The following is a 26853-nucleotide window of genomic DNA, read 5'->3' as shown; positions in this document are numbered from 1 at the left end:
CGATCAGGCCAGGCCGGTGAGCGAGGAGATCGTTGCCTTGTGCAAGTGCGTGATGACGTTCAGGGTCTTCGGGTCCGAGCGGTAGGTGTGCGAGCCGGACTCGAACACCAGGTAGGCGCGGCCGCCGTACTCGGTGATGCCCTCGGACATGCTCGGCGCGCGGAAGCAGCTCAGCTTCGCCTTGTCGAGGTCGGGCTGCCCGCGACGGACGACGTACAGGTTGCTGCGGTTGGTCCGGCCGTACGAGGTGCTGAAGACGAAGTGGGTGCCGGTGACCATCAGACCCTGGGTCTTGGTCGGCACCTCCCACGCCTTGTTGATCGTGGTCAGCGAGCCGTTGCTGTTGATCTTGTACTGGTACATCTTGTCGCGGCCCTTGTCGTTGAACTTGCCGGACCAGACGTAGCCGCCATAGCTGGTCAGGAACGACGCGCCGTACACCTTCCGGTCGGCGCCGACGGCCTTGACGTACGGCGTACCGGCTTTCTTCAGGCCGGCCTTGAGGTCCGACAGCCGGTACTTGCGGATCGTGTTGGTGCCGCCCTGCACGAACGCCCAGCCGTTGCTGGTGGTGATGCCGCCGCCGTGCGTCGGCGCGATCGCGACCACACCGACGGTCTTGTTGGTGGCCGGGTCGATGCCGATGATCTGCGAGTTCGAGCCGGTGCGGTAGGCCGCGACCAGCAGCAGGTCCTTGGAGCCGTCCCAGTTCCACCAGGTGCCGATGCCCTGCGGGGTGTGGGTCGACAGGTTCGGGACCGCGGCGCTGTTGCTGAAGCGGGCGTCGTACACCTTCGAGGCCGACGGCCCGTCGTAGAAGGGCTTCCCTCCCGTCGCCGTGCTGCAACTGATCGCCTGGAGGGCAGCCGTGCTCTGCGTGGCGGCCTGCGACGCACCGGACCCACCGGTGAGCGCGACCGTGACAGCCGTTCCGGTGGCCAGTACGCCGGCCAGACCGAGCGCGATCGCCATCCGGCGACGGGAAAGCATGTTCATGTGTTCCTCTCGAAGAACGTCGGACGGCCCGACCTTATTCGGTGAGGGTGGCAACGAAGCGGTTCAGTGCGACCGGGTCCAGGTCCGCGGTGTACGCGGCGTAGCCGGGCTGGTTCCAGCCGTCGGCGCCGAAGCCGCGGTAGACACCGCCGGACTGTTCGACGATGAGGCGGCCGGCGCAGATGTCCCAGGCGTTCACCGAGGTGCCCATGGCCGCGTCGATCCAGCCCGCCGCGACGTGCGCCAGGCTGAGCGCCGCACTGCCCGACCGGCGCAAGGTCCCGTACGCCGTGACGAGGTCGCCGAAGCGGGCCAGTCCGTCCGGGCCGTCGGTGGCCACGTCGCGCGCGCTCGGGTAGCCGGTGATCAGCAGCGCCTCGGCTTCGGCGCGGTGGCCGGTGGACCGCATCGGCTCGCCGTTCAGCCAGGCGCCGGACAGGTCGGCGGTGAACAGGTCCCCGGTCATCGGGTCGAGGATCGCGCCGGCCACGATCCGGTCGTCGACGACGGCTCCGATCGACGTACACCAGAACGCCAGGCCGCGAGCGAAGTTCGCCGTACCGTCGATCGGGTCGACGTACCAGGTGACGCCCCCGGTCCCCGGCTGGGCGCCGTCCTCCTCGCCGACGACACCGCTGTCCGGGATGCGGGCGGTGAGCGACTTCGTGATGGCTTCCTCGGCGCGACGGTCGTGCTCGGTCACCGGGTCGTGCTGGTCGCGCTTGAACTCGACGGTCATCGTGCCGCGGAAGGCCGCGCGCAGGTCGTCGGCGACAAGCCGGGCCGCCTCGGCCGCAGCGCTGCACAGCTCGGCCGAATAGCTCGTGAGGTCCGCATCGGAGGAGGGCATCGGGCTCCCTGGAGTGTGGGCGTTGTCACCAACACCCTAGGGTCACCATGTCAGGATCAAGTCAGGGAGGCGGCCGGGATGACTGGATTGCGCAACTGGGCGGGCAACATCGAGTTCGGCGCGAAGACGCTGGACGTACCCGAGTCGGTGCAGGAACTGCAGGAGCTCGTCGCGGCGAACGACAAGGTCCGGGTGCTCGGCAGCGGGCACTCGTTCAACCGGATCGCCGACAGCCCGGGGCGGCTGGTGTCGGTCGCCGATCTGCCCCAGGTGCTGGAGATCGACGAAGAGGCCAGGACGGTCACCATCTCGGCCGGCCTGCGGTACGGCGAGGTGACGGCCGCCGTCCAGGCTCAGGGGTTCGCACTGCACAACCTCGGCTCGCTCCCGCACATCTCGGTCGCCGGTGCGTGCGCGACCGGGACGCACGGGTCCGGCGACACCAACAAACCCCTGGCCGCCGCGGTCTCCGGGATGGTTTTCGTCGGGGCCGATGGCGAACTGGCCGAGCTGAAGCGTGACGATCCGGACTTCGCCGGCGCGGTGATCTCGCTCGGCGCGCTCGGGGTGATGGTGCGGATGACGCTCGACCTCGAACCGGCGTACGAGATCAGCCAGGTGGTCTACGACGACCTGCCGGTCGAGCGGTTGAGCACGGATCTCGACGAGGTGTTCGGTACGGCGTACTCGGTGAGCGCGTTCACCGACTGGGTCGACCCCGGCGTGATGGTGTGGCGGAAGTCGAAGGACACCAGCTTCGAGCCCGAGTGGCTGGGGGCGCGGATCGCCGACGGGGCGCGGCACCCGATCAAGGGCATGCCGGCCGACTTCGCCACCGAGCAGGGCGGTGTCCGCGGTCCGTGGAACGAGCGGCTGCCGCATTTCCGGCTGGAGTTCACCCCGAGCAACGGCGAGGAGCTGCAGTCGGAGTACTTCGTACCGCGGGAGCGCGCCGCCGAGGCGTTCACCGAACTGCGGGCCCTGGGCAACCAGATGGCCGGCCTGCTGCAGGTCTCCGAGGTCCGCACGATCGCCGCCGACGAGCTCTGGCTGAGCCCGAGTCAGGGCAGGGACACGGTCGCCCTGCACTTCACCTGGATCCGCGACGAGCAGGCCGTCCGCCCGGTCCTCGAACGGATTGAGGAGAAGCTGCTGCCGCTCGGCGCACGCCCACACTGGGGCAAGGTGTTCACCGCCGACGCCGGCGTACTGCGGGACTGCTACCCCAAGGTCCCCGACTTCACCGCGCTGACGGCGAAGTACGACCCGGCCGGCAAGTTCCGCAACGCCTACCTGGAGACCTACCTGCCGCGCTAGCCGGCTACCTGATGATCCGGGGCGCGAAGGGGTTGTGGGCGACCAGGTCGCCGCTGTACTCCGTCGGGATGGCCGGTTCGCCACGGCTGAGCTGGCTGGCGCTGCGCGGGAGTTCGTCGCGGACCTTCAGGTGGTGCGCCTGCGACTCGGCCGGCGTCGTCCGGCCGATGATCTTGCCGCCCTCGACCAGCGGTTTCAGCAGCTCCCGGTCGTCGCCGTCGTCGACCGGGGGCTGCCCGACGCCGATCAGCTCCAGCTCGGCGACACCGGCGTCGGACCGGCGGCGCAACGCGTACTTGCGGCCGCCGATGGAGATCTTGTCCGGGCTCTTCTTCGCCACCGGGGTCAGCTCGCCGCTCGCGTCCTCGCGCGCCACCAGTTTGTAGACGAAACCACAGGTCGGGTAGCCGCTGCCGGTCACCAGCGACGTGCCGACGCCGTACCCGTCGACCGCGGCCGGCGCCAGCGCGGCGATCTGGAACTCGTCCAGGTCGCTGGTCACGATGATCCTGGTCTTCGTCGCGCCGAGCGCGTCGAGCTGCTCGCGGACCTGCCCGGCCAGCGAAGGCAGGTCGCCGGAGTCGAGCCGGACCGCCCCGAGCTCGGGCCCGGTGATGTCGATCGCGGTCTTGACGGCCTCGGTCAGGTCGAAGGTGTCGATCAGCAGCGTCGTTCCCTTGCCGAGGGCATCGACCTGGGAGACGAAGGCGTCCCGCTCGGAGTCGTGCAGCAGGGTGAACGAGTGCGCCGCCGTACCGGCGCTCGGGATGCCGAACCGCCGGGCGGCCTCCAGGTTGGAGGTGGTGGCGAAGCCCGCGATGTACGCCGCCAGCGCGGCGGCGACGGCCGCTTCCTCGTGGGTGCGGCGCGAACCCATCTCGATACACGGCCGGCCGCCGGCCCACCAGGTCATCCGGGACGCGGCCGAGGCGACCGCGGAGTCGTGGTTCAGGATCGACAGGAACACGGTCTCCAGCAGCACCGCCTCGGCGAAGCTGGACTCCACCACCAGCACCGGTGAGCCGGGGAAAAAGATCTCGCCGTCGGCGTACCCGCTGATGTCGCCGCTGAACCGGTAGGAGGCCAGCCAGTCGCAGGTAGCCTGGTCGACGACGGCCCGGTCGTGCAGGAACGCGATCGCCTGCTCGTCGAACCGGAACCGCTCCAGGGCGTCCAGCAGCCGGTTCACGCCGGCCACCACGCCGTACCGGCGGCCGTCCGGCAGGCGGCGCGCGAACAGCTCGAAGACCGAGCGGCGATGTGCCGTACCGTCGGCAAGGCTGGCCTGGAGCATGGTCAGCTCGTAATGGTCCGTCAGTAGCGCCGTGGACGCGTCCCCTGTGCTAGTCACAAGTGCAGCCTATTGCGAGCCGGGATCCGATGATGGAGAGAATGGGTAAGTGACCACCGCACCGAGCGAACTCGACAGCCCCGAAGTCGACGAGGCGATCGAGTTGAGCCCTCCGTGGGTGACCATCGTCTGGAACGACCCGGTCAACCTGATGGACTACGTCACGTTCGTGTTCCAGACCTACTTCGGCTACTCCAAGGCCAAGGCGGAGAAGCTGATGATGCAGGTGCACGAGGAGGGCAAGTCGGTGGTCTCGAACGGCAACCGCGAGGCGATGGAGCGCGACGTCGAAGCCATGCACACCTACGGCCTGTGGGCCACCTGCGAGAAGTCGTGACGAGGTTCCGTAAGCGCAAGAAGACCGTGATCGTCACCTTCGCCGAGCACGAGGCCGACATCCTGGCCAACCTGCTGCGCAACCTGGTCGAACTCCTGTACGACGGGATGCCGCCGCGCGCGACCGAGTCCAGCGACCCGCTGGCGGCCCTGCTCGACAACGACGGGCCGACCTCGCCGCCGGAGGACGTCGTACTGCAGCGGCTGCTGCCGGACGCGTACTCCTCGGACGACAACGCGTCGGCCGAGTTCCGCCGGTTCACCGAGCGCGGGCTGCGCGACACGAAGGCGGGCGACGCCAAGCGCGTGCTCGCGGCCCTGGAGTCGTCTACGGCCGACGACGGCATCACCCTCGAAGGCGAAGACCAGCTCTCCTGGCTCCGCGCCCTCAACGACCTCCGGCTGGCGATCGGCACCCGCCTGGACATCAAGGAAGACGACTACGCCGTCTGGGAAAAACTCCCCGAGGACGACCCGCGCCGCCTGACCTACGACCTGTACGACTGGCTCGGCTATCTCCAGTCGGCCATGCTGCACAACATGCGCTGATCAGCAGGCCAGTAGCTCGATGTGCCAGCTGCCGGTGAACTTCGCGGTGAACTCGAGGCCGTTGATCGTGCCGTTCGTGGTCCAGTAGGTTCCTACCGACGGGACCTCCAGCCACTTGATGACGGGCAGCCTGGTCAGCACAGCCCCGCCGTGGGTGTCGCATCCGCCGTTCGCGAGTTCGGCGTACCGCACGAGCAGCAAGACTTCGGCGTGCTTGCGGGAACTCGCCGGGTATTTGCCGATCGATGGGGTCGCCGCCGCGAGCGACCGGGCCGCGGCGAGATCACCGTCGAAGCGGACCGCGGCGGCGTGCCCGTTGCGGATCTGCTGCAGGCCGACCTGGGTCGGCGTCTCGCCCGCTGACAGCGGTGGCTGGAACGGACCGACGATCTCGAACGAGCTGATGGCGTGCCGCCGCGACGACAGGTCGCTGTAGACGAGCACGACGGCCTGCTGGAGGCTCGGCGGGAGGCCGGCCGGGATCCGGCGAGCCACCGGCTTGAGGTCGGCGGCCCGGACCTTGGCCGCGACGGCCGGCGTGATCGTGGTCCACGGCGGTCCGGCGCCGTTGATGGCGGCTGCCGCCTCCTGGAGTTGACGGTCGAGCTTCGCCGCGGCTGTCAGGAAGGGCGTGAGGGCTCGAAGCGCGCTCGCTCGTTCGCTCGGCGTGCTCGGCGTGGTGCTCGGCGTGGTGGTGTCAGGAGTTGGCGTCGACGGGGTGACCGTCGGCGGCGTCGTACTGGGTGAGACGGACGGTGCCGTACTCGTCGGTGACGCCGTGGTGCCGGGGCCGGCCGGTGCGGAATCGTGGTTCCGCAGGACCAGCAGGGCGGTGCCGCCGATGACGATGAGGATCGTGACGACGGCGGCGACGACGACTGCGAGGTGACGGCGTCCGCGTGGCGGCTCGTGCCGGCTACTCGACGAAGTGCTCATACTTTCACGGTGGATTCCGGATCAGGACCTTCTCAGGGCCCTAGGCCCCGAGGCGGGCCGCCGAACGTCCCGATCCACGGCTCGTCCGGGCGCATAGTCTGTGGTCCATGGAGAAGCGGATTCTTGGGCGTACTGGGCGGGAAGTCGGCGTGGTCGGGCTGGGGGCCTGGCAGCTCGGAGCCGACTGGGGCGAGGTGGGGGAGGACGAGGCACTCGCCGTACTGCGGTCTGCCGTGGACGGTGGCGTCACCTTCATCGACACCGCGGACGTGTACGGCGACGGCCGGAGTGAGCGGATCGTCGGGAAGCTGCTGAAGGAGCACCAAGGGCTCACTGTCGCGTCCAAGATGGGCCGCCGGGTGGAGCAGAAGCCCGAGAACTACACCCTGGACAACTTCCGCGCCTGGAACGACCGGTCCCGCGAGAACCTCGGCGTCGACACCATCGACCTGGTCCAGCTGCACTGCCCGCCGACCGAGGTGTACTCCACCGACGCCGTCTTCGACGCGCTCGACACTCTCGTGCAGGAGAAGCGCATCGCGGCGTACGGCGTGAGCGTGGAGACCTGCGCGGAGGCGCTCACCGCGATCGCCCGGCCGAACGTGGCCAGCGTCCAGATCATCCTCAACGCGTTCCGGTTGAAGCCGCTCGACGAGGTGCTCCCGGCCGCCGCCGAGGCCGGGGTCGGCATCATTGCCCGGGTCCCGCTGGCCAGCGGGCTGCTGTCCGGCAAGTACGACGAGAACACCACCTTCGGCGCCGACGACCACCGCAACTACAACCGCAAGGGCGAGGCGTTCGACGTCGGCGAGACCTTCTCGGGCGTCGACTTCGAGACCGGCCTCGAAGCGGTCCGCCGGCTCCGGCCGCTGGTGCCCGAAGGCGCGACGATGGCCCAGTTCGCCCTGCGCTGGATCATCGACCAGCCGGGCGTCTCCGTCGTCATCCCCGGCGCCCGCAACCCCGAGCAGGTGGCCGGCAACGTCGGAGCGGCGGAACTCACCCCGCTGACCGGCGACCAGCTGGCCGCAGTACGGGCTGTGTACGACGAGTTGATCCGCCCGCAGGTGCACGACCGCTGGTAGTTGTCCACATGCTGGACCGACTTCGGCGTTGGCCGGGTCGGTCCGGCGGCCGCCGTACCGTTGAGGTGTGCTCATCATCGACACCGCGACGTACGACGCGATCGTGGCTCATGCCCGCCGGGACCACCCGGACGAGGCGTGTGGCGTGGTCGCCGGGCCGGCGGGAAGCGATCGGCCGGCCCGGTTCATCCCGATGCTGAACGCGGCGATGTCACCGACGTTCTACGAGTTCGACTCCGGCGATCTGTTCCGCCTGTACAAGGAGATGGACTCCCGGGACGAGGAGCCGGTGGTGATCTACCACTCGCACACGGCCACCGAGGCCTACCCTTCGCGCACCGACATCAACCTGGCGCAGGAGCCGAACGCGCACTACGTCCTGGTCTCCACCAGGGACGGTGCGGACCAGCCGTCGTTCGACGGCCCGGTCGAATTCCGGTCCTACCGGATCGTCGACGGCGAAGTGACCGAGGAAGAGATCCAGGTCGTGGCGGACTACAACACAGGAGAAATCTGAGATGGCGATCGAGTTGCGCGTACCGACGATTCTGCGCACCTACACCGGTGGTGAGAAGGCGGTCAGCGGCGACGGCAGCACGCTGGCCGAGTTCATCGACGACGTGAACGCCCACCACCCTGGGCTGAAGGAGCGCATCGTCGAGGGTGAGCCGGAGGAGTTGCGCCGGTTCGTCAACGTGTACGTCAACGACGAGGACGTGCGCTTCACCGGCGGCCTGAAGACCGAGGTCAAGGACGGCGACGTGGTCGTCGTACTGCCGGCTGTCGCCGGCGGCTGAGTATGCGCTTCGACAGCCTGCTCGACTCGGTCGGAGGTACGCCGCTGGTCGGGCTGCCCAAGCTGTCCCCGTCGGCCGACGTCCGGTTGTGGGCCAAGCTGGAGGACCACAACCCGACCGGCTCGATCAAGGACCGGGCCGCGCTGCGGATGCTGCTGGACGCCGAGAAGGACGGCCGGCTCCGGCCCGGCAACACGATCCTCGAGCCCACCTCCGGCAACACCGGGATCTCGCTGGCGATGGCGGCCAAGCTGCGCGGCTACCGGATGGTCTGCGTGATGCCGGAGAACACTTCCGAGGAACGCCGGCAGATCCTGCGGATGTGGGGCGTCGAGATCATCTCCTCGCCGGCCGCGGGCGGGTCGAACGAAGCGGTCCGGGTGGCCAAGCAGGTCGCCGAGGACCACCCGGACTGGGTGATGCTCTACCAGTACGGCAACCCCTCTAACGCGGCCGCGCACTACGACGGCACGGCCCGCGAGATCCTCGCCGACCTGCCGTCGGTGACGCACTTCGTCGCCGGGCTGGGCACCACCGGCACGCTGATGGGCGCCGGCCGGTTCTTCCGTGAGCACAAGCCAGGGGTCCGGATCGTCGCCGCCGAACCGCGGTACGGCGAGCTCGTCTACGGCCTGCGCAACCTCGACGAGGGCTTCGTCCCCGAGCTGTACGACGCGTCGCTGATCGACGCCAGGTTCTCGGTCGGCCCGCGGGACGCCGTACGCCGGGTCCGCGAGCTGCTCGACAACGAGGGCATCTTCGCCGGCATCTCGACCGGGGCGATCCTGCACGCCGCCCTCGGCCAGGCGGCCAAGTGCGTCCGGGACGGGCAGATCGCGGACATCGCGTTCGTCGTCGCCGACGGCGGCTGGAAGTACCTGTCCACCGGCGCCTACGAAGGCACCATCGACGAGGCCGAGGACCGCCTCGAGGGCCAGCTCTGGGCCTGAGCTCAGGCGACCGCGCGCCGGAGGTGTTCGGCGGTGCGGGAGTCGGCGTGGTCGAGTAGCTCGGCCGGAGTGCCTTCGAACAGGAGACGGCCGCCGGCGTGGCCCGCGCCCGGGCCGAGGTCGATGATCCAGTCGGCGCTCGCGATCACGTCCAGGTTGTGCTCGATCGCGATCACCGTGCTGCCGTCGTCGACCAGCCGGTCGATGATGCCGAGCAGCTGGGCGACGTCGGCCATGTGCAGCCCGGTCGTCGGCTCGTCCATCACGTACACCTTCGCCGGCGTCCGCAGCTCGGTGGCCAGCTTCACCCGCTGGGATTCGCCGCCGGACAACGTGTTCAGTGGCTGGCCCAGCTTGAGGTAGCCGAGGCCGACGTCGTTCAGTGCGCCAAGCACGCGCTCCACGGTCTCGCTCGGGAACACGCCGGGTGCTTCACCGACGGTCAGCTCCAGCGCATCGGTGATGGTCCGGCCGTCGAGCTCGTAGCCGAGCACCTCGGGTGTATAGCGCTTGCCGCCGCACACCTCGCACAGCGACTTCAGATCGTCCATGAACGCGAGCTCGGTGTAGACGAAGCCGAGCCCGCGGCAGTTGGGGCAGGCGCCCTCGGAGTTGGAGCTGAACAGCGCCGCGCTGACGGCGTTCGCCTCGGCGAAGAGCCGCCGGAGCTCGTCCATGATCCCCGTGTACGTCGCAGGCGTGGACCGGCGGTTGCCGGACAGTTGGCTCTGGTCGATCGCCACCGCACCCGGATGCTGCTTGGTCAACTCGTCGTTCACCAAGCTGCTCTTGCCCGAACCGGCCACGCCGGTCACCACGGTCAGCACGCCGGTCGGGATGTCCACGGTGAGGTCGCGCAGGTTGTGCGCGCTCGCATCGGTGATCGTCAGCGCCCCCGTCGGCCGCCGCGGCGTACGGTTCAGCTTCGTGGGCTCGCCCAGGCACCGTCCGGTCGCCGTGTCCGCAGTACGCAGTCCGGCAACCTCGCCCTGGTAGACGATCTCGCCGCCCGACGGACCCGCGCCGGGGCCGACGTCCACGACATGGTCGGCGATCTCGATCACGTCGCGGTCGTGCTCGACGACCAGCACCGTGTTGCCCTTGTCCCGCAGTTTGCGCAGCAGCGCCGCGAACCGCTCGACGTCGCCGGGATGCAGGCCCGCGGTCGGCTCGTCGAAGATGTAGAGCATGTCGCCGAGGCTGCTGCCGAGGTGCCGGACCATCTTGATCCGCTGGGACTCGCCGCCGGACAGGGTGGTGGTCTGCCGATCGAGGCTGAGGTAGCCGAGCCCGATGGTCACCAGGTTGCCGAGCCGGTCCCGCAGGCTCGCGGCCACCGGGCTGTCGATCGGCGCGATCACCTCGAGCAGTTCGTCGGCGTCGAGGGCGGCGAACTCGGCGATGTTGCGGCCGTCGATCCGGCAGCCGAGCGCCTCGGCGTTCAGCCGTCCGCCGTGGCAGGTCGGACAGGTGCCCGAGCTGACCAGCCGCTCGAACACCGCCCGGTTCGCCGCGGACATCTTCGTGACGTCCTTGCGCAGGAACAACCGGTGGAACCTGTCGATGACACCCTCGAAGTCGCTCGGGGTATCGGGCAGCGGATCGTCGGCCCGGGCACCGCGGCGCAGCGTCTCCCACTCGCGCGCGGAGTACTTGCCGAGCGGCTTGCCGGTGTCGAAGAGGCCGGACTCGGCGTAGTACTTCCAGTACCAGCGGCCGACGGCGAAGCTCGGGTGCCGGAAGGCGCCTTCGTCGAGGGACCTGTCGCGATCGAGGAAGGCGTCCTCGTCCAGGGTGGCGCTCACGCCGGTGCCCTGGCAGGTCAGGCACATCCCGGCCGGATCGTTGAAGGAGAACCGGTTCGAATAGCCGACGTGCGGCTCGCCGTGCCGGGAGAAGAGCAGCCGGAGCAGCGGGTGGATGTCGGTGACGGTGCCCACGGTGGACCGCGCGTTGCCACCGAGGCGGCGCTGGGCCACCACGATCGCCGGCGAGAGGTTCTCGATCGCGTCGGCGTCGGGCTCGCCGTACTGCGGCAGGCGGTTGCGGATGAAGGTCGTGAACGTCTCGTTCAGCTGGCGTTGCGCCTCGGCGGCGATCGTGTCGAAGACCAGCGAGGACTTGCCGGAGCCGGACACGCCGGTGACCACGATCAGCTGCTGCTTCGGCAGCTCGATCGAGACGTCGCGGAGGTTGTTCTCCCTGGCCCGCACAATCCGGATCACGCCCATGACCGTCAACGTACCCAGGGCCGCCGACAGAATTCGGCGCGCCGGAGCGGGCGCCGGGCGGGGCGCCTGCCGGAACTGCTACCGGGTCAGGTGGACTGTTTGAACAGCAGCTTTCGTCCTAGCCGGGGATGAGTGCCGCGGCCCTTGCAGCTGCTGCAGGGGCGTTGGGCGTAGGTGAAGATGGTGCCTTTGTGCCGTCCGGCCCCGTTGCAGCGCCCGCACTTGGCGTTCGGGTGCAGCGAGAGCGAGATGACGTAGACGGCAAAGACGGCGATCGCGAGCAGGAGCAGCATCCCGGTCGGCCCGAGGGCCGAGCCGATGTCTGCCGCGGTACTGCCCGAGGTCGTTTCCGCGGCCTGGCCGGCGGCGTGCCCTGCGGCCGCGGCGTTGGTGCTCGGTTGCGGATTCGGTGCGGCGGTGGAACTCAAAGCCACCGCGAACTGGACTGCCAAATTCATGGCATCGCAAGGGGCGGTTGGAAACACATCCGTTAAGAGTGGCCTGGGTCACGTCACAATGCAATTCCTGGGAGTAAAGATGTGGACAACTCCGGCGTGTCGTTTCCGTTCTCAGGTTAGCCTCACCAACTCGGTTGCCCGCTGCCGGACCTGTCGGCGGTCCCGGCTAGGGTTCGAGCTGTGGCAGACGCACCGATCGGCATCTTCGACTCCGGCTTCGGCGGGCTGACCGTGGCACGCGCGGTGCTCGACCAGTTGCCGCACGAGCCGATCCTCTACCTGGGCGACACGGCCCGCCAGCCGTACGGTCCGAAGCCGATCGCCGAGGTCCGGGAGTACGCGCTGGAGTGCCTGGACCACCTGGTCGAGGGCGGCGTGAAGATGCTCGTGATCGCCTGCAACTCGGCCAGCGCCGCGATGCTCCGCGACGCCCGCGAGCGGTACGACGTACCGGTGGTGGAGGTGATCCTGCCGGCGGCCCGTCGCGCGGTCGCTGCCACCCGCAACAATCACGTCGGCGTGATCTGCACCCGTGCCACGGCGTCCTCACTCGCTTACGAGGATGCGTTCGCGGCCGCGCCGCAGGTGGACCTGCTCACCCAGGCGTGCCCGAGTTTCGTGGACTTCGTCGAGGCCGGGGTGACCTCCGGCCCGGAGCTGCTCGCGGCGGCCCACGAGTATCTCGATCCGCTGGTCGAGGCCGGCGTCGACACACTCATCCTCGGTTGCACCCACTACCCGTTGCTGACCGGCGTCATCTCGTACGTGATGGGCGACGAGGTCAGCCTGGTGAGCAGCGCCGAGGAGTGCGCGAAGGACGTGTACGGCGTCCTCACGAAGAGCGGGCTGTTACGGGACGGCACGTTGCCCGCCCCGCAGCACCGGTTCGTGACCACCGGCAATCCGGCCGAGTTCGCGGCGATCGGCTCGCGGTTCCTCGGTCCGGTGCTGTCCGGGGTCGACCAGTTCGCCTGGGTTCGGTAGACACGCGGAGGTGGGTGTGATGCAGCTCGCATCGGCGGCTGCCCGTTCTGTTGTCCACGGCACCGGTACGCCCTGATGTCGTCTGCGAAGCGGTCAACCCGCCGGTAATGTTCAAGGTATGAAGCTCACCGTGCTCGGCTGCTCCGGGTCAGTCCCCGGACCGGACTCGCCCGCCTCGAGCTATCTGGTCAGTGCGGACGGATTCCAGCTCGTGCTCGACCTGGGCAGCGGCGCATTGGGCGCACTGCAACGGCATCTGAGCGTGCCCGAGATCGGCGCGATCGGCCTGTCCCACCTGCATCCCGACCACTGCATGGATCTGTGCGGGCTCTACGTCTCGGCGAAGTACTCGCCTGCCTCGCCGTTCCCCCGCATCCCGGTCTTCGGCCCGCCCGGCACGGCCGCCCGGATGGCGCTTGCCTACGACCTTCCCGAGGATCCGGGGATGGAGGAGGAGCTGGAATTCCACGTCTGGCAGGAGATCCAGCAGATCGGCCCCTTCACCGTCCGCACGATATCGGCGGTCCACCCGGTGCCGGCGTACTCGATCAGGGTTGAACACGGCAACAAAGCCCTCGTCTTCACCGGCGACACCGGGCCGAACGACGCACTGATCGAGTTCGCCCGCGGTGCCGATCTGCTGCTGTCGGAGGCTGCCCTCAAGGACGACGACCCGAACAATCCGGTCGACCTCCACCTCACTCCCGCCGACGCCGGCGAGCACGCCAAGCGCGCGGGAGTGAAGCGGCTCGTCATCACCCATGTCCCACCCTGGTTCAACCGCTTGGTCCAGGCGGAAGGTGCTCGCCGCACCTTCCCGGGCGAGGTCCTGGTCGCGACGCCGAACGCCGTCTTCGAGATCTGATGGACGTCGAGCTGTCGGACGGCGTACGCCTGCGCACAATGACAACCGGTACGCCGTCCGCCGCGCCGCCTGTCGTTCTTCTGCACGGCGGCCCCGGCCTGTGGGACTACCTGGAGCCGATCGCGAGGTTGATCGACGACCGGACAGTCGTGCATCGGTTCGATCAGCGGGGCTGCGGTGGTTCCGGCCCGTCGGACGATCAGTCGATGCGGCGGCTGCAGGACGACATCGAGGAACTGCGGCTGCATTGGGGTCACGAGAAGATCGTTGTCATCGGCCACTCGTTCGGCGCCACGCTGGCGCTGACCTACGCGGCGGCGTACCCGGACAGCGTTCTGCGGGTCGGCTACCTCGGCGGCGCCGGGGCGGGTGACTGGCTGGCTCAGGCCGAGGCGGAGCAACTGCGCCGGATGACGCCCTCACAGGCCGCGCGGCTCGAGCAACTGGTCGGCAGAAAGCGAACGCAGGAAGAGGAAACGGAGTTCCGCGCGCTGTCCTGGTTCACCGATCACGCCGATCGTGAGCGTGCCTGGGGATGGGCCCTGGAGGATGCGGCCGCTCCGTATCCGATCAACTTCGCGGCCAATCGCGCGATCAACGCCGAGACCAACGCCTGGTCCGACGAAGACCGCGCTCGTACTGCGGCTGCCGTCACCGCGCCGGTGTGGTTCGTGCACGGCGACGGCGACCCGCGCCCGGCAAGCGCAGTACGGGAACTGGCCGGGCACGTTGCCCAGCACGAGTTCCGGCTGATCGAAGGCGCCGGCCACTCGCTCTACCGCGAGCGACCGGACGCCGTACGAGCAGTCCTTACCGAGCTGATCAGCTAGGGCCGGGACTGGCCACGGTCGAAGTACTCGATCAGTGCCGGGTCCAGTGCCGGGATGTCGACCGGAGCGCCGTTGGAGCGCAGGGACGTGGTGGCGGCGTGGCCGGCGGCAACGGCCGCGCGGGCCGCGATCGGCGAGGTGATGGTCGTGCCGCCGTCGCGAACGAAGTTGACGAATTCCGCCACCAGGCGAGGATCCGCGCCCGCGTGCCCGCCGTCCGCGCTCGGGATCTCGACCACGATGTCGGCGTCCTCGCGGTAACCGGACCGTCGGCTGTTCCACACCTTCACGACACCGCCCGGACCGTCGCCGAAGTTCTCCAGCCGCCCGGCCGTGCCGATCACCGTGTAGTTGCGCCAGTAGTCCGGGGTGAAGTGGCACTGCTGGTAGGTGAGGAAAACCCCGTTGTCCAGTTGGAGATTCGCCATCGACAGGTCCTCGACGTCCAGCACCGGCGCGAGACCCTTCTGCTCCAAGGGTGGCCAGTTGTCCTCGGAGACGAAGTCGGCGAACCGCTGGCCCGAGCGATCCTGGCGGTCCTCGATCCCGCCGTACAGGACCAGTCCGCCGAGCGCGTTCGCCCTGGTCGTGTAACCATCGGCCAGCCAGTGCATCACATCGATGTCGTGGGCACCCTTCTGCAACAGCAGGCTGGTGGTCCGGCGCCGGTCGGCGTGCCAGTCCTTGAAGTAGAAGTCGCCGCCGTGCCCGACGAAGTGCCGGCACCAGATCGTCTTCACCTCACCGATCGCGCCCGACTGGATCAGCTCCCGCATCGTCTGTACGACGGGCATGTGGCGCATGTTGTGCCCGACGTACAGGCGCGAGCCGCTGTCGTACGCCGCCTGCAGCACCCGGTCGCACCCGGCCGTGGTGATCGCCAACGGCTTCTCCACGAACACGGCGACGCCGGCCTGGAGGAAGTCGATCGCTGGATCCTCGTGGAGGTCGTCGGGCGTGGTCAGGAAGACGCCGTCGAGGTTGAGGTCGAGCAGTTCCTTGTGGTCGCCGTACGCCTTCGCCTCGGGGTAGCTGTCGAGGGCGGCCTGCTGCTGGGCGCCGACCGGGTCGCAGACGGCGACGATCGCCGAGCCCTGGCCGGGCTGGTGCGCATGCCGGGCGATCCCGCTGCGGGCACCGAGTCCCACCACGCCGAACCGAAGATCAGTCATAATCAGGCAACTCCTGCACGTAGGTGTTTGTTTAAGCCTATGTCTGGACAGTTGCGCTCTTCAACACCCGGCTCATCAGGTGGCGTCCACCAACCGGCCATCTGAGCTGCGCCCATCCCTTGTTCTGGCCCGTCACCATGGCGGAACGTGAGCCTCCACTATGTGGCACTGGGCGACTCGACGACCGTGGGCGTCGGAGACCCGATGAACGGCAGTACGACCGATCTTTCCGGTGCCGGCGCGCGCCCGGGGGAGGGGTGGCGAGGCTGGGCCTCGCTGCTCGCCGACTCCCTGGGCAGCTCCCACCGTGTGACGTTCGCCAACTTCGCCACCAGCGGTGCCACCGCACCGATGGTCGCCGCGGAGCAACTCCCAGCGAGCGGCTCCGGTCCGATCGACGTTGCCTCAGTGATCGTCGGGATCAACGACACGCTCCGCTCGACCTTCGATGCCCGTGAGATCCGCGACTGCCTGCAGTACTGCGGGGAGCAGTTGACGACGCGCGGTGCGCTGCTGCTGACGGTCCGCTTCCACGATCACGGTCAGGTGTTCGGCCTGCCTTCGTGGCTGCGGCGGCCGTTGTGGCAGCGGATCGAGCAGGTGAATCTGGCGTACGACGAACTCTTCGCCCGGTTCGGCGGGATTCGGATCGACATGGCCGGCTACCCCGAGGTCTACCGGCGCGACTTCTGGAGCGTTGATCGCCTGCATCCCGGCGAACGCGGGCACCGGCGACTGGCACGTGCCTTCGCCGATGAGTTGCAGCGCCACGGCGTACGGATCGCTGTGCCGCCCGCCCTGGACTGCGCCGGGGATACGCCGTCCAAGTGGGCAGACACCCTGTGGATGCTCCGAGAAGGCACCCCTTGGCTGGCTCGCCGCGCCCGAGATCTGGCCCCCTGGGCCGCCCACATGGCCCTCACCCACGTCCGTCCCGCCGCCGATGCGGAGGTACAGGAGGTTCAGGCTTAGGGTTTCGGGCATGGCTCGTATCGATGGACGTACACCTGATCAGCTCCGGCCGGTGACCCTGACCCGGAAGTGGCTCGACCATGCCGAGGGGTCGGTGCTGGTCGAGTTCGGCAAGACCCGGGTGCTGTGTGCGGCCAGCGTCACCGAGGGTGTACCGCGCTGGCGCAAGGGTTCGGGGCTGGGCTGGGTGAGCGCGGAGTACGCGATGCTGCCGCGGTCGACCAACACCCGCTCGGACCGTGAGTCGGTGAAGGGCCGGATCGGCGGCCGTACGCACGAGATCTCCCGGCTGATCGGCCGGTCCCTGCGCGCCGTGATCGACTACAAGGCGCTCGGTGAGAACACGATCCTGCTCGACTGCGACGTACTGCAGGCCGACGGCGGCACCCGGACGGCGGCGATCACCGGCGCGTACGTCGCGCTCGCGGACGCCGTGTCGTTCCTGCGCGACCGCAAGGCGCTGAAGGGCGAACCGTTGACGGGCTCGGTCTCCGCGGTGTCCGTCGGGATCATCGACGGCGCCCCGATGCTCGACCTCTGCTACGAAGAGGACGTCCGGGCCGAGACCGACATGAACCTGGTGCTCACCGGCGACGGCAAGTTCATCGAGGTGCAGGGTACGGCCGAAGGCGCGCCGTTCGATCGCGCCGAACTCGACGCGTTGCTCGAGCTCGGTTCGGCCGGGTGCGCCGAGCTCACCAAGCTGCAGCAGGAGGCGCTCGCGTGAGCAAGGTGCTACTGGCATCGAACAACCAGAAGAAGCTCGAGGAGTTGCGCCGCATCCTCACCCCGATCGTGCCCGGCATCGAGGTGCTCGGGCTCGCCGACGTCACGCCGTACGAGGAACCGCCCGAGACGGAGCCGACGTTCGAGGGCAACGCTCTGCTCAAGGCGCACGCCGCACTCGCTGCGACCGGGCTGCCGTCGATCGCCGACGACAGCGGAATCTGCGTCGACGCGCTGAACGGGATGCCCGGCGTACTGTCGGCCCGCTGGTCCGGTCCGTTGAAGGACAACCACGCGAACAACCTCCTGCTCCTCGGGCAGCTGGAAGATGTCCCGGACGAACGCCGCGGCGCCTCCTTCGTCGCGGCCATCGCGTTCTGCCGGCCGGGTGCCGAGGACGAGATCGTTCGCGGCGAGATGCGCGGCTCGGTGATCCGCGAACTGCGCGGTACCGGCGGTTTCGGGTACGACGTGCTGTTCCAGGCCGAGGGCTACGACCGGACCACGGCCGAGCTGTCGATCGAGGAGAAGGACGCCATCAGTCACCGGGGCAAGGCGCTGCGGGCGCTGGCCCCGATCGTCGCCAAAGCACTGGGAGCCTGAGATGTTGTTCGCCGGACCGGATCGAGACGGAGTCGCCGAGGGACGCATCACCTCGGCGTACCGGCGCTGGGCCGAGCCGCGGGTGGTGGCCGGCCGCGTGTACCGGACCAACGCCGGCCGGATCGAGATCGACAGCGTCAGCCAGATCAACCCCGACCTGCTCGCCGACAACGACCCCGACGTGATCGCCGCCGACCGCGGCAACGCCAAGGACGTCCGCCGCCGGCTCCGTGGCAACGAGGACTGGCCGACCTTCCTGATCCGCTTCCACCTCGTCGAAGGCCCGGACCCGCGCGAAGAACTGGCCGCCTCAGCGGATCTCTCGCCGTCCGATCTCGAGGACCTCCGCGCCCGGCTGGCCAAGCTCGACGAACTCAGCCGCCACGGCGCCTGGACCACCGCGACCCTCCGCCAGATCCAGGCCAAACCCCACATCCGCGCCGGCGACCTCGCCGCCGAGGTAGGCCGCGACACAGCAGGCTTCAAACTCGACGTCCGCAAACTCAAGAACCTGGGCCTGACCTACAGCCTCGAAGTCGGCTACGAACTGAGCCCGCGCGGTACGGCGTACCTCGAGACCCTCTGATCGGACATCCCCACGCGGCTCCTCCGTCGCCGCTCCCGCCCGCCCCTGGTCGCGGCTCCTTCGTCGCCGCTCAGGTGTAGGCGCGCCGTCTCATCCGGCTCGTATCCGAGCGCGAGCAACCGCGCCAACTCACTGGCTTCCCGGAGCGGCGAAGTGGTCCGCGTCGGCCGCCTGATCGAGGGCAAGGTCGTCGAGCAGCCGGTGCCGAACACCCGATCGCCGCGACTGTTGCGCGCCGCGCGGCTCGTTCGCCGCTGCTCTCACGTGCGCGTGGTCGCGGCTCTTTCGTCGCGGAGATGTAGGTGCGCCTTCGAAGGCGGCGCCCAGTGCTCAAGCGGTGGTGACTGTGACCGAACTGCTGTGTGCAGAGGGCATCTGCGATGAGGACTCCGCGCAAAGAGTTGTCAGATGCTGTGCAGACCTCGACGCCGAGCGCTTCAAGCAGGCGACGGAGGAGCCGGCGACCACGGGTGGGCGGGAGCAACGACGCAGGAGTTGCGTGGGTGTCCTTGGTTGCTCAGGACCAGGAGCCGTCTGTCGAAGTGCTTTCGAGCGGCGACGGAGGAGCCGCGACCAGGGGTGGGCGGGAGCGGGCGACGGAGGAGCCCGCGTGGGGAAATCTCCCCGCAGTACGACGAAGGTGCCAGAGGAGGGACTCGAACCCTCACACCCAAAGGGCACCGGCACCTAAAGCCGGCGTGTCTGCCATTCCACCACTCTGGCTCGGGAGACCTGCTCCCCAAGACATCTTAGGGAGCAGGTCTGCGAGATCGCTCAGCGACTCTGCAGCGCGTTGATGAACACGCCTTGCAGGTCGCCGGGGTTGCGGGCAACGTAGCTGAGACCGCCGGTGGCCGCGGCCAGCTGGCCGAGCTCGTTGCCGTCCACGTCAGGCCCCATGCCGAGCGCGATGATCCGGACCGGGCGGGCCGGGTCGCGCAGGCTCTCCAGTTGGCGGATCGCCTGGGTCAGGGTCAGTCCGTTCGGATCGTCGTTCTTGCCGTCGGTGAAGATCATGACGGCGTTGACGGCACTGGAGTCGAAGTTCTCCTTCACGGCGCGGACCGCGGCGATCGCCGTCTCGTACAGTCCGGTGCCACCGTTGGGAATCGCCTTCTGCTGCTGCAGGGTGGCGATGATCGTGTTCCGTTGCGCCTTGTTCAGCTTCCGGATCGGGACCAGTTGCCGATAGGCGGCATGCGACGGGCCGATGTTGGTCGAGAACGTCCACAACCCGAGCGCCGCGTTGTCCGGGAACAGCCCGAGACCCTGTTGGGCGGCAGCGATGGTGAGCTGCATCCGGGTCTTGTCGCCGACCTTCTCGTTCATCGAGCCGGACACGTCGATCACGGCCAGCGAGTGCGCCGTCAGCGACAGCCGGGTCCAGTCCAGCAGTGCCTTGTCGACCGCGCTGGGCGTCGGCTTGGTGAGCTGGATGATGTCGCCGACACCCCGGCCGCCGGTGAGCGGGCTGAGCAGCCCGTCACGGAAGCCGGCGTCGTCCCGGGCCTGGTCGGCCGCATCCGTCAGCATCTCCGCGGCGAGCGACTTGGCCGCCTCGGTGATGACCTGGTTGTTGTCGGCCTTGCTGGTCACCGCGATCGGGTAGTCGAACACCAGCGTCCCGGTCTGCGGTACGACGGCCTTCAGTTCGGCGTCCGGGTGCTCATCCTGGTACTTGACGAACGCCTGCTCCGAGGCCGGTACGACGACCTGGCTGTTCTCCGCGGCAGCCCGGCCGAACACGCCGTCGACGTCGGTGAACGGTTTGGCCATCGAACCCAGCCGCTGGGCGAGCGGGACCATCACGGAGGACACCAGACTGTCGGTGGCCGACGTCTTGGACCGTTCGGAACCGACTGCCAGCAAGGCGAGCAGGCCGGCCGACTCACTGCCCGGGTCGAGCAGGGCCGGCTTGGTGGTCCCGAAGGCGCCCAGCCAGGACGAGATGTTGGCGAAGTTCTCGTTCCGTCCGACCAGGACCAGAGGTGAGGTGGCGATGGACGGGACCACGATGGTCGGGATGGAGTCGCCGTCGTCGGCCTGGGGGATCCATGCGGACGAGTCCGGTACCCACAGGTCGGGCGTGCTGTCACCCTTGTTGGCGATGGTCCGCGCATCGACCGAAGACTTGACCGGGCTGATCGTGAACTGCAGACAGGGCGCGTCCTTGTCCTTCTTGGCGGCCAGCGACTTGGCCGCTGCCTCCAGTTGGGGCTGGATCTCGGGCGTGGTGTGCAACTGGATCTGGGTCGGGTCGTCGCACGACCCACCGCCCAGGAACCCGTCGGCACCCGATTCCGATCCGAAGGAGCGGACCACAAACACGGCGCCCAAAGACAGCACCAGTAGGCCGACGGCGGTCAGATAAACCGGACGACGGTTGTTGTTACTTTTCGTCACCGCAGAGGAGTGTTTTCCCATCGCGGCAGGTCCCTCCCTCCCAGAGGCAGACTGCGGGCGCAGATTACCCGCTTTGCACTGGTCAGGGCGAAGATCACGGGCCGGCTTCACGGCATGGACGCAGGGTTGCAACTGAACGCCGGATGGGGATGCAGTACTACTCGTCCCTGCGGAGCCCGAAAAGCTCACGGAGGGTAGCCTCGCCGCTCCGATCAGGTGAGATCGGAGTGTGATCCAAATCACATCAATCGGTTCGCTCAAACGACCGTTCCATGGACCAGGCCCATGAAACGGTCGAGGGTTTCCCTTCGCTCGATGTCCTGACAAACAGGATCGGTACTACGGACGCGGCCGCTCGGGAAAAGGTTGGCTTTTCGGAACCGGTCGTCAGAGCCCGAGATCGCGACGGAGTTTGGCGACGTGGCCGGTGGCCTTCACGTTGTACTGCGCGACCGCGATCTTGCCGTCCGGGTCGACCACGAAGGTCGACCGGATCACGCCGGTCACCTTCTTGCCGTACATGGTCTTCTCGCCGAAGGCGCCGTACGCCGTCAGCACGGTCTTGTCCGGGTCGCTCAGCAACGGGAAGGTGACGCCGTCGCGCTCGCGGAACTTGGCCAGCTTGGCGGGCTTGTCCGGGGAGATCCCGAGCACGGTGTACCCGTGCGCCGCGAGGGAGTCGAGCGAGTCGCGGAAGTCGCAGGCCTGCTTCGTGCACCCGGGCGTCATCGCGGCTGGGTAGAAGTAGACGATCACGTTCTTGCCGCGCAGGCCGGCCAGCGAGACGTCGTTGCCGTCGGCGTCGGGGAGGGTGAAGTCGGGTGCGGTGTCGCCGACGGTCAGACGCTCGGACATCGGGTTCCCCCATCGCTCGCGGTTGATTGTCCGACATTCTGCCGTACGCCGGTCCGCCGCCCGCAGGCGGTCTCAGCGGCCCCACCAGCCGCTCGCGTCACAACCCGGCGGGCGGCGGGGCAACTTGCGTGAAGCATTCCGCGCGGGGTGGAGTGGACGGCATGCGGGCAATGACGGTCGTACCGGGCAAGGCGAACTCTGCTTCTCTCGGAGAGGTCTCCGAACCGCCGCTCAGCGACGGCTCGATCCTGGTCGAGGGTGTGCTGGCCGGGATCTGCGGCACCGACCACGAGATGGTCGCCGGCGAGTTCGGTACCGGCCGACCCGGCGCGGACCGGCTCGTGATCGGCCACGAGTCGCTCGGCCGCGTCCTGGAGGCGCCGCCGGGTGCCGGCGTCAGCGCCGGCGATCTGGTGATGGGAATCGTCCGCCGCCCCGATCCGGCCCCGTGCCCGGCCTGTGCACGCGGCGAGTGGGACTTCTGCCGCAACGGCCGCTACACCGAACGCGGCATCAAGGAGATGGACGGGTACGGTGCGGAACGCTGGCGCATCGACCCGTACTACGCGGTGCCGGTGCCCGCGGAGCTAGGCCTGCTCGGCGTACTCGTGGAGCCGGCCAGCATCCTGACCAAGGCATGGGACCAGATCGACCAGGTCGGCGACCGCTCGTGGTTTGGGCCCGAACACGTGCTCGTCACCGGGGCCGGACCGATCGGCCTGCTGGCTGCGCTGATCGCTGCCCAGCGCGGCCATACCGTCCATGTACTCGACCGGGCGACCGATGGGCCGAAGCCGCAGTTGGTGCGGGACCTGGGTGGGCAGTATCTGACCGATCTGGCAGAGCTGGACGTCACTCCCGATGTGGTGATCGAGGCGACCGGCGCGGGACAGTTGGTGGTGGACTGCGCCAACCTGCTGCCACCGGCCGGAGTCATGTGCCTCACCGGCATCTCGCCCGGGCCGTCGTCGATCGACGTACGGATGGATGCGTTGATCCGGCAGTTGGTGGTCCGCAACGCGGTCCTGGTCGGATCGGTGAACGCGGCCAAACGACACTGTGCCGACGCGGTGGACGTCCTGCGGGCGGCGGATCCGGACTGGCTCGAACGCCTGGTCACCCGGACCGTTCCGCTGTCGGACTGGCCGTCCGCGCTGATCCGCGAGCCCGACGACATCAAGGTGGTCGTGGACCTGCAGGCCTGACCTGCAAGGATGTGAACAGAACGGTCTTCCCGGGCCATCCCGGCGAAGGCCCGCAAGGCCGCAACAGTCGAAGGGAGCGTCGGACAGGTGTCGGACACGAAGGCTCGGACCGCCGAGCAGATCGAGGCGGACATCGCCGCCACCCGCGCGCGACTCGCCTCGACCGTGGACGAGTTGGTCGACCGGGCGCACCCGAAGAACGTCGCCAGGCGGCAGGTCGAGCAGGCCAAGGCGCAGGTGTTCGACGAGCGCGGTCAGCTGCGCACCCAGAAGCTGGTGGCGGTCGGTGGCGCGGCCGTCGGAGTCATCGCCGTCCTGCTGCTGATCCGCCGGCTGGTGGGTCGCCGGTGACTCCTCGCAAGCGGGTCGACGACGACAAACTGCCGATCCGGATGCTGCACGACCGGGTGCTGGTCGCCCTCGAGACCGAGGGCGAACGCAAGTCCTCGGCCGGCATCCTGATCCCGGCCACGGCGCAGATGGGCCGCCGGCTCGCCTGGGCGAAGGTGGTCGCCGTCGGCGCCAACGTCAGGACCGTCGAGGTCGGCGACCGGGTGCTGTTCGACCCGGAGGACCGCGCCGAGGTCGAGGTCCGCGGCGACGACTACGTCCTGCTGCGCGAGCGCGACCTGCACGCGGTCGCGGCCGGCCGCCTCGAGGACGGCCAGACCGGGCTGTACCTGTAGATACGATGGTCCCGTGGGGGACGACGAGGTGCGCTGGCTGCAGCCGGACGAGTTGCAGGCCTGGATGACGCTGGCCGGGTTGATGTTCAAGCTGCCCGCCGCGCTGGACGTCCAGTTGCAGCGCGACTCGGGTCTGAGCCACTTCGAGTACCTGGTACTGGCCGGGCTGTCCGAGTCGCCAGGGCGGTCCCGTCCGATGAGCGACCTGGCCGGCTTCGCGAACGGCTCGCTGTCGCGGCTCTCGCACGTGGTGAAGCGACTCGAGCAGCGGGGCTTCGTGCACCGCTGCCCGTCGGCCGCGGACGGCCGGATCACGGTCGCGACCCTGACCGACACCGGCTACGAGCAGCTGGTCGCGGCCGCACCCGGTCACGTCGCGACGGTCCGTCAGTACGTCATCGACGCACTGACCCCGGAGCAGCTCGGCCAGTTGAAAACCATCGGGGATCAGATCCTGCAGAAGGTGGACCCCGGCCGCGGCTGCTGACCCGGCGGGGGAGAATGCCAGGGTGACCTTCGCACCCACTTCCAGCCGCCTGCCCGACTTCCCTTGGGACAAGCTCGCCCCCTACAAGCAGAAGGCGGCGGCGCACCCCGACGGCATCGTCGACCTGTCGATCGGCAGCCCGGTCGACCCGGTGCCCGACCTGGTGAAGCAGGCACTCGCTGCAGCGGCCGACGCACCGGCGTACCCGACGACACTCGGTACTACGTCCGCGCGGCAGGCCGCGGTCGACTGGATGGCCCGTCGCCTGGGAGTGCCGGGAGTGGATCCGCAGACCGCGGTACTGCCGGTGATCGGCACGAAGGAACTGATCATGCTGCTGCCGACGCTGCTCGGCATCGGCTCCGGCGACACCGTGCTCATCCCCGACCTCGCCTACCCGACGTACGAAGCGGGCGCTGCGCTGGCCCGGGCTACGAGCGTGCCGGTCGCCGACCCCACGACGTACGACGGTCCGGTGCGGGTCGCGTACCTCAACTCGCCGCGGAACCCGTCAGGTGAGATCACTTCAGCAGCAGACCTCCGTACTGCGGTCGAGTGGGCCCGTGCGAACAACGTGCTCCTGGTGAGCGACGAGTGCTACATCGAGCTCGGCTGGGACGCGCAGCCTGTGTCGGTGCTTCATCCCGAGGTCTGCGGTGGCTCGTTCGACAACCTGCTCGCGGTGCACTCGCTGTCGAAGCGGTCGAACCTCGCCGGGTACCGCGCCGGTTTCGTCGCCGGCGACGAGGCCGTCGTTGCCGAACTGCTCGCGGTTCGCAAGCACGCGGGCCTGATGGTGCCCGCACCGATCCAGGCGGCGATGGCGGCGGCACTGGCCGACGACGCTCACGTGGAGGAGCAGCGCGCCCGGTACCTCCGTCGCCGGACCGTACTGCGGCAGGCGCTCACCGACGCCGGCTGGACCATCAGCTTGTCGCAGGGCGGCCTCTACTTGTGGGCCGAGCATCCGGAGTACGACTCGTACGAATCCGTCGCCGCGTTGGCGGACCGCGGCATCCTCGTGGCGCCGGGTGCCTTCTACGGCACAGCAGGGGAACGCCACATCCGGGTGGCGCTGACCGGGACCGACGAGCGGATCGACGCGGCGGTGAAGAGACTGCAGGAACAGGCGAACCTTTGACGAAAGTGTGACGTCCTCCCCGGTAGAAGCATCTAGGTAGGTAGTGGGAGCTACCCGGGCTTCTTCTGAGGGGGAGGACGGCCATGAACCTGCGCACGCTGGGGGTTGCCGCGGTCACGGCGGCTCTGCTGACCGGATTGTTCCCGGCGGCTGCCCAAGCTGACCCGAGTCCGTCGACACCGGTCGCCAGTACGCCGACGGAAACGGCCACGCCACCGATCACGCCGGCCTCAGAACCTCCGGCCACGGTGACCTCGACACCGCCGACCATGCCTACGACAACGCCGACGGTGGCTCCGTCGACACCACCCCGTACGGCGGCCGCCGAGCCGCTGTCGATCTTGCTCGACCAGCCGGCCACCTCCTGGGAGGACCGGCCGATGACGTTCACCGGCAAGGTCAGCAGCGGAGCAGTCGGCTGGTACATCTCGCTCTGGCAGGCGCTGCCCAGCGGCTGGACGCTGCGCAGTTCGACGAAGACCACCACGGGCGGCGCGTACCGGATGACCTACACGCCGACCACGCCGATCCACACGACCTTCCGCGCGGTGATCGGGCCCAAGTTCTACGGGGCGCCGGCCATCTCGCCGGCCCGCATCGGCACCGCGCAGGATCGCAAGATCGTGCTCAACGCCCCGTCGCCGTCGTACATCACACTCACCGGCGTCGCCGCCTATGGGCACACCACACCCGCTGAGCCGGGGCTCGAAGTCGTCCTCCAGGACCTGCTCGGGAACGGCACCTGGCGCTGGCTGACCAGTACGAAGGTCGATGCCAACGGCTACTTCCACCTGCCGATCCCGGACAACTTCCCGCACACCCGGACGGTGCGGGTGGTCAGCCGCGGGGTTGCGGCCACCGCGGTCGAGGTGTCGGCCTCGGCCCGCTTCGTCATCAAGGCGGCCCTGAACCCGAAGGTCTTCGCCGTCGCCGCCAGCATGGTGCCGAAGACCTATCGCTCCGGCTGCCCGGTCGCTCCGTCGTCGCTGCGGCTGCTGATCCTGAACTACTGGGGCTTCGACGGGCTCGTCCACAAGGGTGAGCTGATCCTGCGCGACGCGGCCGTGCAGAAGATGATCAGCGTCTGGTCCGCCAGCTTCAACGCGCACTTCCCGATCCGCCGGATGCAGCGCGTCGACGTGTTCGGCGGCAACGACGTCACCTCGATGGCCGCCGACAACACCTCGGCCTTCAACTGCCGTCAGGTGACCGGCGATCCGTATTCGCTCTCGCCGCACTCGTACGGCTTCGCCATAGACATCAACACCGTCGAGAACCCGTACCTCGCGGCCAACAACGTCTGGTACCCGTCCAACGGCCTCAGCTACCGCAATCGCAGTGCGGTCCGCCCGGGCATGCTCTTCTCCAGCAGCACGACCACCAGGTCGCTGATCGGCCAGGGCTACTTCTGGGGAGCCAACTGGAGCAAGCCCGACTACCAGCACTTCGAACCGAAGTGAAGCCGCTCCTAGCCTCCGTAGC

Annotated in this window: 29 protein-coding genes and 1 tRNA gene; 20 read left to right on the top strand and 10 right to left on the bottom strand. The window is 68.7% G+C overall.

From position 1 onward, the window contains the following. Positions 1–3: 3 nt before the first annotated feature. Together EV138_RS08655 and EV138_RS08650 are read right to left on the bottom strand one after the other, a co-directional pair. Complete coding sequence (locus EV138_RS08655; RefSeq protein ID WP_133977878.1) at positions 4–996, bottom strand: hypothetical protein; 993 nt, start codon at positions 994–996, stop codon at positions 4–6. A gap of 34 nt (positions 997–1030) precedes the next feature. Further along, a complete protein-coding gene (locus EV138_RS08650; RefSeq protein ID WP_133977877.1) occupies positions 1031–1846 on the bottom strand; it encodes an inositol monophosphatase family protein in 816 nt (271 codons plus the stop codon). A 78-nt stretch (positions 1847–1924) separates the two neighbouring features. Here EV138_RS08650 and EV138_RS08645 point away from each other — a divergent pair, with 78 nt between their 5' ends. After that, positions 1925–3163 (top strand): D-arabinono-1,4-lactone oxidase, encoded by a 1239-nt coding sequence (locus tag EV138_RS08645; protein WP_133977876.1) that lies wholly within the window; start codon positions 1925–1927, stop codon positions 3161–3163. 4 nt (positions 3164–3167) lie between these two features. Here EV138_RS08645 and EV138_RS08640 read toward each other — a convergent pair whose 3' ends face one another. Next, the gene (locus tag EV138_RS08640; RefSeq protein ID WP_238158409.1) at positions 3168–4457 is read right to left on the bottom strand and encodes a nicotinate phosphoribosyltransferase; all 1290 of its coding nucleotides are present in this window, start codon (positions 4455–4457) and stop codon (positions 3168–3170) included. Between the two features lie 106 nt (positions 4458–4563). Between EV138_RS08640 and clpS the strand changes: the two genes are divergently transcribed. Further along, on the top strand, positions 4564–4851 hold the full coding sequence (gene clpS, locus EV138_RS08635; RefSeq protein WP_133977874.1) for an ATP-dependent Clp protease adapter ClpS: 288 nt from the start codon (positions 4564–4566) through the stop codon (positions 4849–4851). Next, positions 4848–5399: a DUF2017 domain-containing protein gene (locus EV138_RS08630; protein ID WP_133977873.1), complete on the top strand. Its 552-nt coding sequence runs from the start codon at positions 4848–4850 to the stop codon at positions 5397–5399. Before clpS ends, EV138_RS08630 begins: the two co-directional genes overlap by 4 nt. Here EV138_RS08630 and EV138_RS08625 read toward each other — a convergent pair whose 3' ends face one another. Beyond that, positions 5400–6335 (bottom strand): hypothetical protein, encoded by a 936-nt coding sequence (locus tag EV138_RS08625; RefSeq protein ID WP_133977872.1) that lies wholly within the window; start codon positions 6333–6335, stop codon positions 5400–5402. A gap of 107 nt (positions 6336–6442) precedes the next feature. Here EV138_RS08625 and EV138_RS08620 point away from each other — a divergent pair, with 107 nt between their 5' ends. From EV138_RS08620 to EV138_RS08605, 4 genes are all read left to right on the top strand, one after another. Continuing rightward, on the top strand, positions 6443–7420 hold the full coding sequence (locus tag EV138_RS08620; protein ID WP_133977871.1) for an aldo/keto reductase: 978 nt from the start codon (positions 6443–6445) through the stop codon (positions 7418–7420). A gap of 67 nt (positions 7421–7487) precedes the next feature. Beyond that, positions 7488–7937 (top strand): M67 family metallopeptidase, encoded by a 450-nt coding sequence (locus EV138_RS08615; RefSeq protein WP_133977870.1) that lies wholly within the window; start codon positions 7488–7490, stop codon positions 7935–7937. Between the two features lies 1 nt (position 7938). Then, positions 7939–8217 (top strand): MoaD/ThiS family protein, encoded by a 279-nt coding sequence (locus tag EV138_RS08610; protein ID WP_133977869.1) that lies wholly within the window; start codon positions 7939–7941, stop codon positions 8215–8217. 2 nt (positions 8218–8219) lie between these two features. Further along, complete coding sequence (locus tag EV138_RS08605; RefSeq protein WP_133977868.1) at positions 8220–9167, top strand: PLP-dependent cysteine synthase family protein; 948 nt, start codon at positions 8220–8222, stop codon at positions 9165–9167. Positions 9168–9169: 2 nt separating this feature from the next. Here EV138_RS08605 and EV138_RS08600 read toward each other — a convergent pair whose 3' ends face one another. Both EV138_RS08600 and EV138_RS08595 read right to left on the bottom strand, forming a co-directional pair. Then, on the bottom strand, positions 9170–11398 hold the full coding sequence (locus tag EV138_RS08600) for an ATP-binding cassette domain-containing protein (protein ID WP_133977867.1): 2229 nt from the start codon (positions 11396–11398) through the stop codon (positions 9170–9172). 86 nt (positions 11399–11484) lie between these two features. Further along, positions 11485–11856 carry a J domain-containing protein gene (locus EV138_RS08595; RefSeq protein WP_133977866.1) on the bottom strand — a complete coding sequence of 124 codons (372 nt, stop codon included), beginning with the start codon at positions 11854–11856 and terminating at the stop codon, positions 11485–11487. Between the two features lie 180 nt (positions 11857–12036). Here EV138_RS08595 and murI point away from each other — a divergent pair, with 180 nt between their 5' ends. The 3 genes from murI (at position 12037) to EV138_RS08580 (ending at position 14535) form a co-directional block, all read left to right on the top strand. Beyond that, positions 12037–12840 (top strand): glutamate racemase, encoded by an 804-nt coding sequence (gene murI / locus EV138_RS08590; RefSeq protein WP_133977865.1) that lies wholly within the window; start codon positions 12037–12039, stop codon positions 12838–12840. A 118-nt stretch (positions 12841–12958) separates the two neighbouring features. Next, positions 12959–13705 (top strand): MBL fold metallo-hydrolase, encoded by a 747-nt coding sequence (locus EV138_RS08585; RefSeq protein WP_133977864.1) that lies wholly within the window; start codon positions 12959–12961, stop codon positions 13703–13705. Further along, the gene (locus tag EV138_RS08580; protein WP_133977863.1) at positions 13705–14535 is read left to right on the top strand and encodes an alpha/beta fold hydrolase; all 831 of its coding nucleotides are present in this window, start codon (positions 13705–13707) and stop codon (positions 14533–14535) included. Before EV138_RS08585 ends, EV138_RS08580 begins: the two co-directional genes overlap by 1 nt. Here the strand turns inward: EV138_RS08580 and EV138_RS08575 are convergent. After that, a complete protein-coding gene (locus EV138_RS08575; protein WP_133977862.1) occupies positions 14532–15707 on the bottom strand; it encodes a Gfo/Idh/MocA family protein in 1176 nt (391 codons plus the stop codon). The genes EV138_RS08580 and EV138_RS08575 overlap by 4 nt on opposite strands. A gap of 147 nt (positions 15708–15854) precedes the next feature. Between EV138_RS08575 and EV138_RS08570 the strand changes: the two genes are divergently transcribed. Genes EV138_RS08570 through EV138_RS08555 form a run of 4 tightly spaced genes read left to right on the top strand, consistent with a single transcriptional unit; the run spans position 15855 to position 18594 of the window. Next, the gene (locus EV138_RS08570) at positions 15855–16679 is read left to right on the top strand and encodes an SGNH/GDSL hydrolase family protein (protein ID WP_133977861.1); all 825 of its coding nucleotides are present in this window, start codon (positions 15855–15857) and stop codon (positions 16677–16679) included. Between the two features lie 10 nt (positions 16680–16689). Beyond that, the gene (rph, locus tag EV138_RS08565) at positions 16690–17406 is read left to right on the top strand and encodes a ribonuclease PH (RefSeq protein ID WP_112249137.1); all 717 of its coding nucleotides are present in this window, start codon (positions 16690–16692) and stop codon (positions 17404–17406) included. Continuing rightward, complete coding sequence (gene rdgB, locus EV138_RS08560; protein ID WP_133977860.1) at positions 17403–18008, top strand: RdgB/HAM1 family non-canonical purine NTP pyrophosphatase; 606 nt, start codon at positions 17403–17405, stop codon at positions 18006–18008. Before rph ends, rdgB begins: the two co-directional genes overlap by 4 nt. Position 18009: 1 nt before the next feature. After that, complete coding sequence (locus tag EV138_RS08555) at positions 18010–18594, top strand: hypothetical protein (RefSeq protein WP_133977859.1); 585 nt, start codon at positions 18010–18012, stop codon at positions 18592–18594. Between the two features lie 641 nt (positions 18595–19235). On the opposite strand, the gene EV138_RS08545 is transcribed toward EV138_RS08555, so the two are convergent. The 3 genes from EV138_RS08545 to bcp form a co-directional block, all read right to left on the bottom strand. Continuing rightward, a tRNA-Leu gene (locus tag EV138_RS08545) sits at positions 19236–19317 on the bottom strand. A gap of 51 nt (positions 19318–19368) precedes the next feature. Further along, positions 19369–20997: a substrate-binding domain-containing protein gene (locus EV138_RS08540; protein WP_238158019.1), complete on the bottom strand. Its 1629-nt coding sequence runs from the start codon at positions 20995–20997 to the stop codon at positions 19369–19371. Between the two features lie 387 nt (positions 20998–21384). Continuing rightward, entirely contained in the window at positions 21385–21852 is a 468-nt protein-coding gene (gene bcp / locus EV138_RS08535; protein ID WP_112249141.1) for a thioredoxin-dependent thiol peroxidase, read from the bottom strand. Positions 21853–22013: 161 nt separating this feature from the next. Here bcp and EV138_RS08530 point away from each other — a divergent pair, with 161 nt between their 5' ends. From EV138_RS08530 to EV138_RS08505, 6 genes are all read left to right on the top strand, one after another. Further along, positions 22014–23057, top strand: coding sequence for a glucose 1-dehydrogenase (locus EV138_RS08530; RefSeq protein WP_133977857.1), 1044 nt, complete (start codon positions 22014–22016; stop codon positions 23055–23057). Between the two features lie 87 nt (positions 23058–23144). Further along, positions 23145–23408 carry a DUF3618 domain-containing protein gene (locus tag EV138_RS08525; protein WP_133977856.1) on the top strand — a complete coding sequence of 88 codons (264 nt, stop codon included), beginning with the start codon at positions 23145–23147 and terminating at the stop codon, positions 23406–23408. Continuing rightward, the gene (locus EV138_RS08520) at positions 23405–23743 is read left to right on the top strand and encodes a GroES family chaperonin (RefSeq protein ID WP_255513653.1); all 339 of its coding nucleotides are present in this window, start codon (positions 23405–23407) and stop codon (positions 23741–23743) included. The genes EV138_RS08525 and EV138_RS08520 overlap by 4 nt, the downstream gene beginning before the upstream one ends. 13 nt (positions 23744–23756) lie before the next feature. Then, positions 23757–24230, top strand: coding sequence for a MarR family winged helix-turn-helix transcriptional regulator (locus EV138_RS08515; protein WP_238158018.1), 474 nt, complete (start codon positions 23757–23759; stop codon positions 24228–24230). A 22-nt stretch (positions 24231–24252) separates the two neighbouring features. Further along, positions 24253–25371, top strand: coding sequence for a succinyldiaminopimelate transaminase (gene dapC / locus EV138_RS08510; protein WP_133977855.1), 1119 nt, complete (start codon positions 24253–24255; stop codon positions 25369–25371). An 83-nt stretch (positions 25372–25454) separates the two neighbouring features. Beyond that, positions 25455–26831, top strand: coding sequence for a M15 family metallopeptidase (locus tag EV138_RS08505; protein WP_238158017.1), 1377 nt, complete (start codon positions 25455–25457; stop codon positions 26829–26831). Positions 26832–26853 lie beyond the last annotated feature (22 nt).

It is taken from the genome of Kribbella voronezhensis, from assembly GCF_004365175.1.
GTDB classification, from domain to species: domain Bacteria; phylum Actinomycetota; class Actinomycetes; order Propionibacteriales; family Kribbellaceae; genus Kribbella; species Kribbella voronezhensis.
The sequence above is the reverse complement of the archived record's forward strand: the minus strand, read 5'-3'. Positions and strand labels throughout refer to the sequence as shown.

Coding starts and splice junctions, on each gene's coding strand:
- EV138_RS08650 (WP_133977877.1), bottom strand. CDS start 1,846: ATGCCCTCCTCCGATGCGGACCTCACGAGCTATTCGGCCGAGCTGTGC.
- EV138_RS08505 (WP_238158017.1), top strand. CDS start 25,455: ATGAACCTGCGCACGCTGGGGGTTGCCGCGGTCACGGCGGCTCTGCTG.
- EV138_RS08585 (WP_133977864.1), top strand. CDS start 12,959: ATGAAGCTCACCGTGCTCGGCTGCTCCGGGTCAGTCCCCGGACCGGAC.
- EV138_RS08645 (WP_133977876.1), top strand. CDS start 1,925: ATGACTGGATTGCGCAACTGGGCGGGCAACATCGAGTTCGGCGCGAAG.
- EV138_RS08640 (WP_238158409.1), bottom strand. CDS start 4,457: ATGCTCCAGGCCAGCCTTGCCGACGGTACGGCACATCGCCGCTCGGTC.
- EV138_RS08620 (WP_133977871.1), top strand. CDS start 6,443: ATGGAGAAGCGGATTCTTGGGCGTACTGGGCGGGAAGTCGGCGTGGTC.
- bcp (WP_112249141.1), bottom strand. CDS start 21,852: ATGTCCGAGCGTCTGACCGTCGGCGACACCGCACCCGACTTCACCCTC.
- EV138_RS08530 (WP_133977857.1), top strand. CDS start 22,014: ATGCGGGCAATGACGGTCGTACCGGGCAAGGCGAACTCTGCTTCTCTC.
- EV138_RS08655 (WP_133977878.1), bottom strand. CDS start 996: ATGAACATGCTTTCCCGTCGCCGGATGGCGATCGCGCTCGGTCTGGCC.
- EV138_RS08610 (WP_133977869.1), top strand. CDS start 7,939: ATGGCGATCGAGTTGCGCGTACCGACGATTCTGCGCACCTACACCGGT.
- EV138_RS08595 (WP_133977866.1), bottom strand. CDS start 11,856: ATGAATTTGGCAGTCCAGTTCGCGGTGGCTTTGAGTTCCACCGCCGCA.
- EV138_RS08625 (WP_133977872.1), bottom strand. CDS start 6,335: ATGAGCACTTCGTCGAGTAGCCGGCACGAGCCGCCACGCGGACGCCGT.
- EV138_RS08575 (WP_133977862.1), bottom strand. CDS start 15,707: ATGACTGATCTTCGGTTCGGCGTGGTGGGACTCGGTGCCCGCAGCGGG.
- EV138_RS08580 (WP_133977863.1), top strand. CDS start 13,705: ATGGACGTCGAGCTGTCGGACGGCGTACGCCTGCGCACAATGACAACC.
- rph (WP_112249137.1), top strand. CDS start 16,690: ATGGCTCGTATCGATGGACGTACACCTGATCAGCTCCGGCCGGTGACC.
- EV138_RS08555 (WP_133977859.1), top strand. CDS start 18,010: ATGTTGTTCGCCGGACCGGATCGAGACGGAGTCGCCGAGGGACGCATC.
- EV138_RS08600 (WP_133977867.1), bottom strand. CDS start 11,398: ATGGGCGTGATCCGGATTGTGCGGGCCAGGGAGAACAACCTCCGCGAC.
- EV138_RS08605 (WP_133977868.1), top strand. CDS start 8,220: ATGCGCTTCGACAGCCTGCTCGACTCGGTCGGAGGTACGCCGCTGGTC.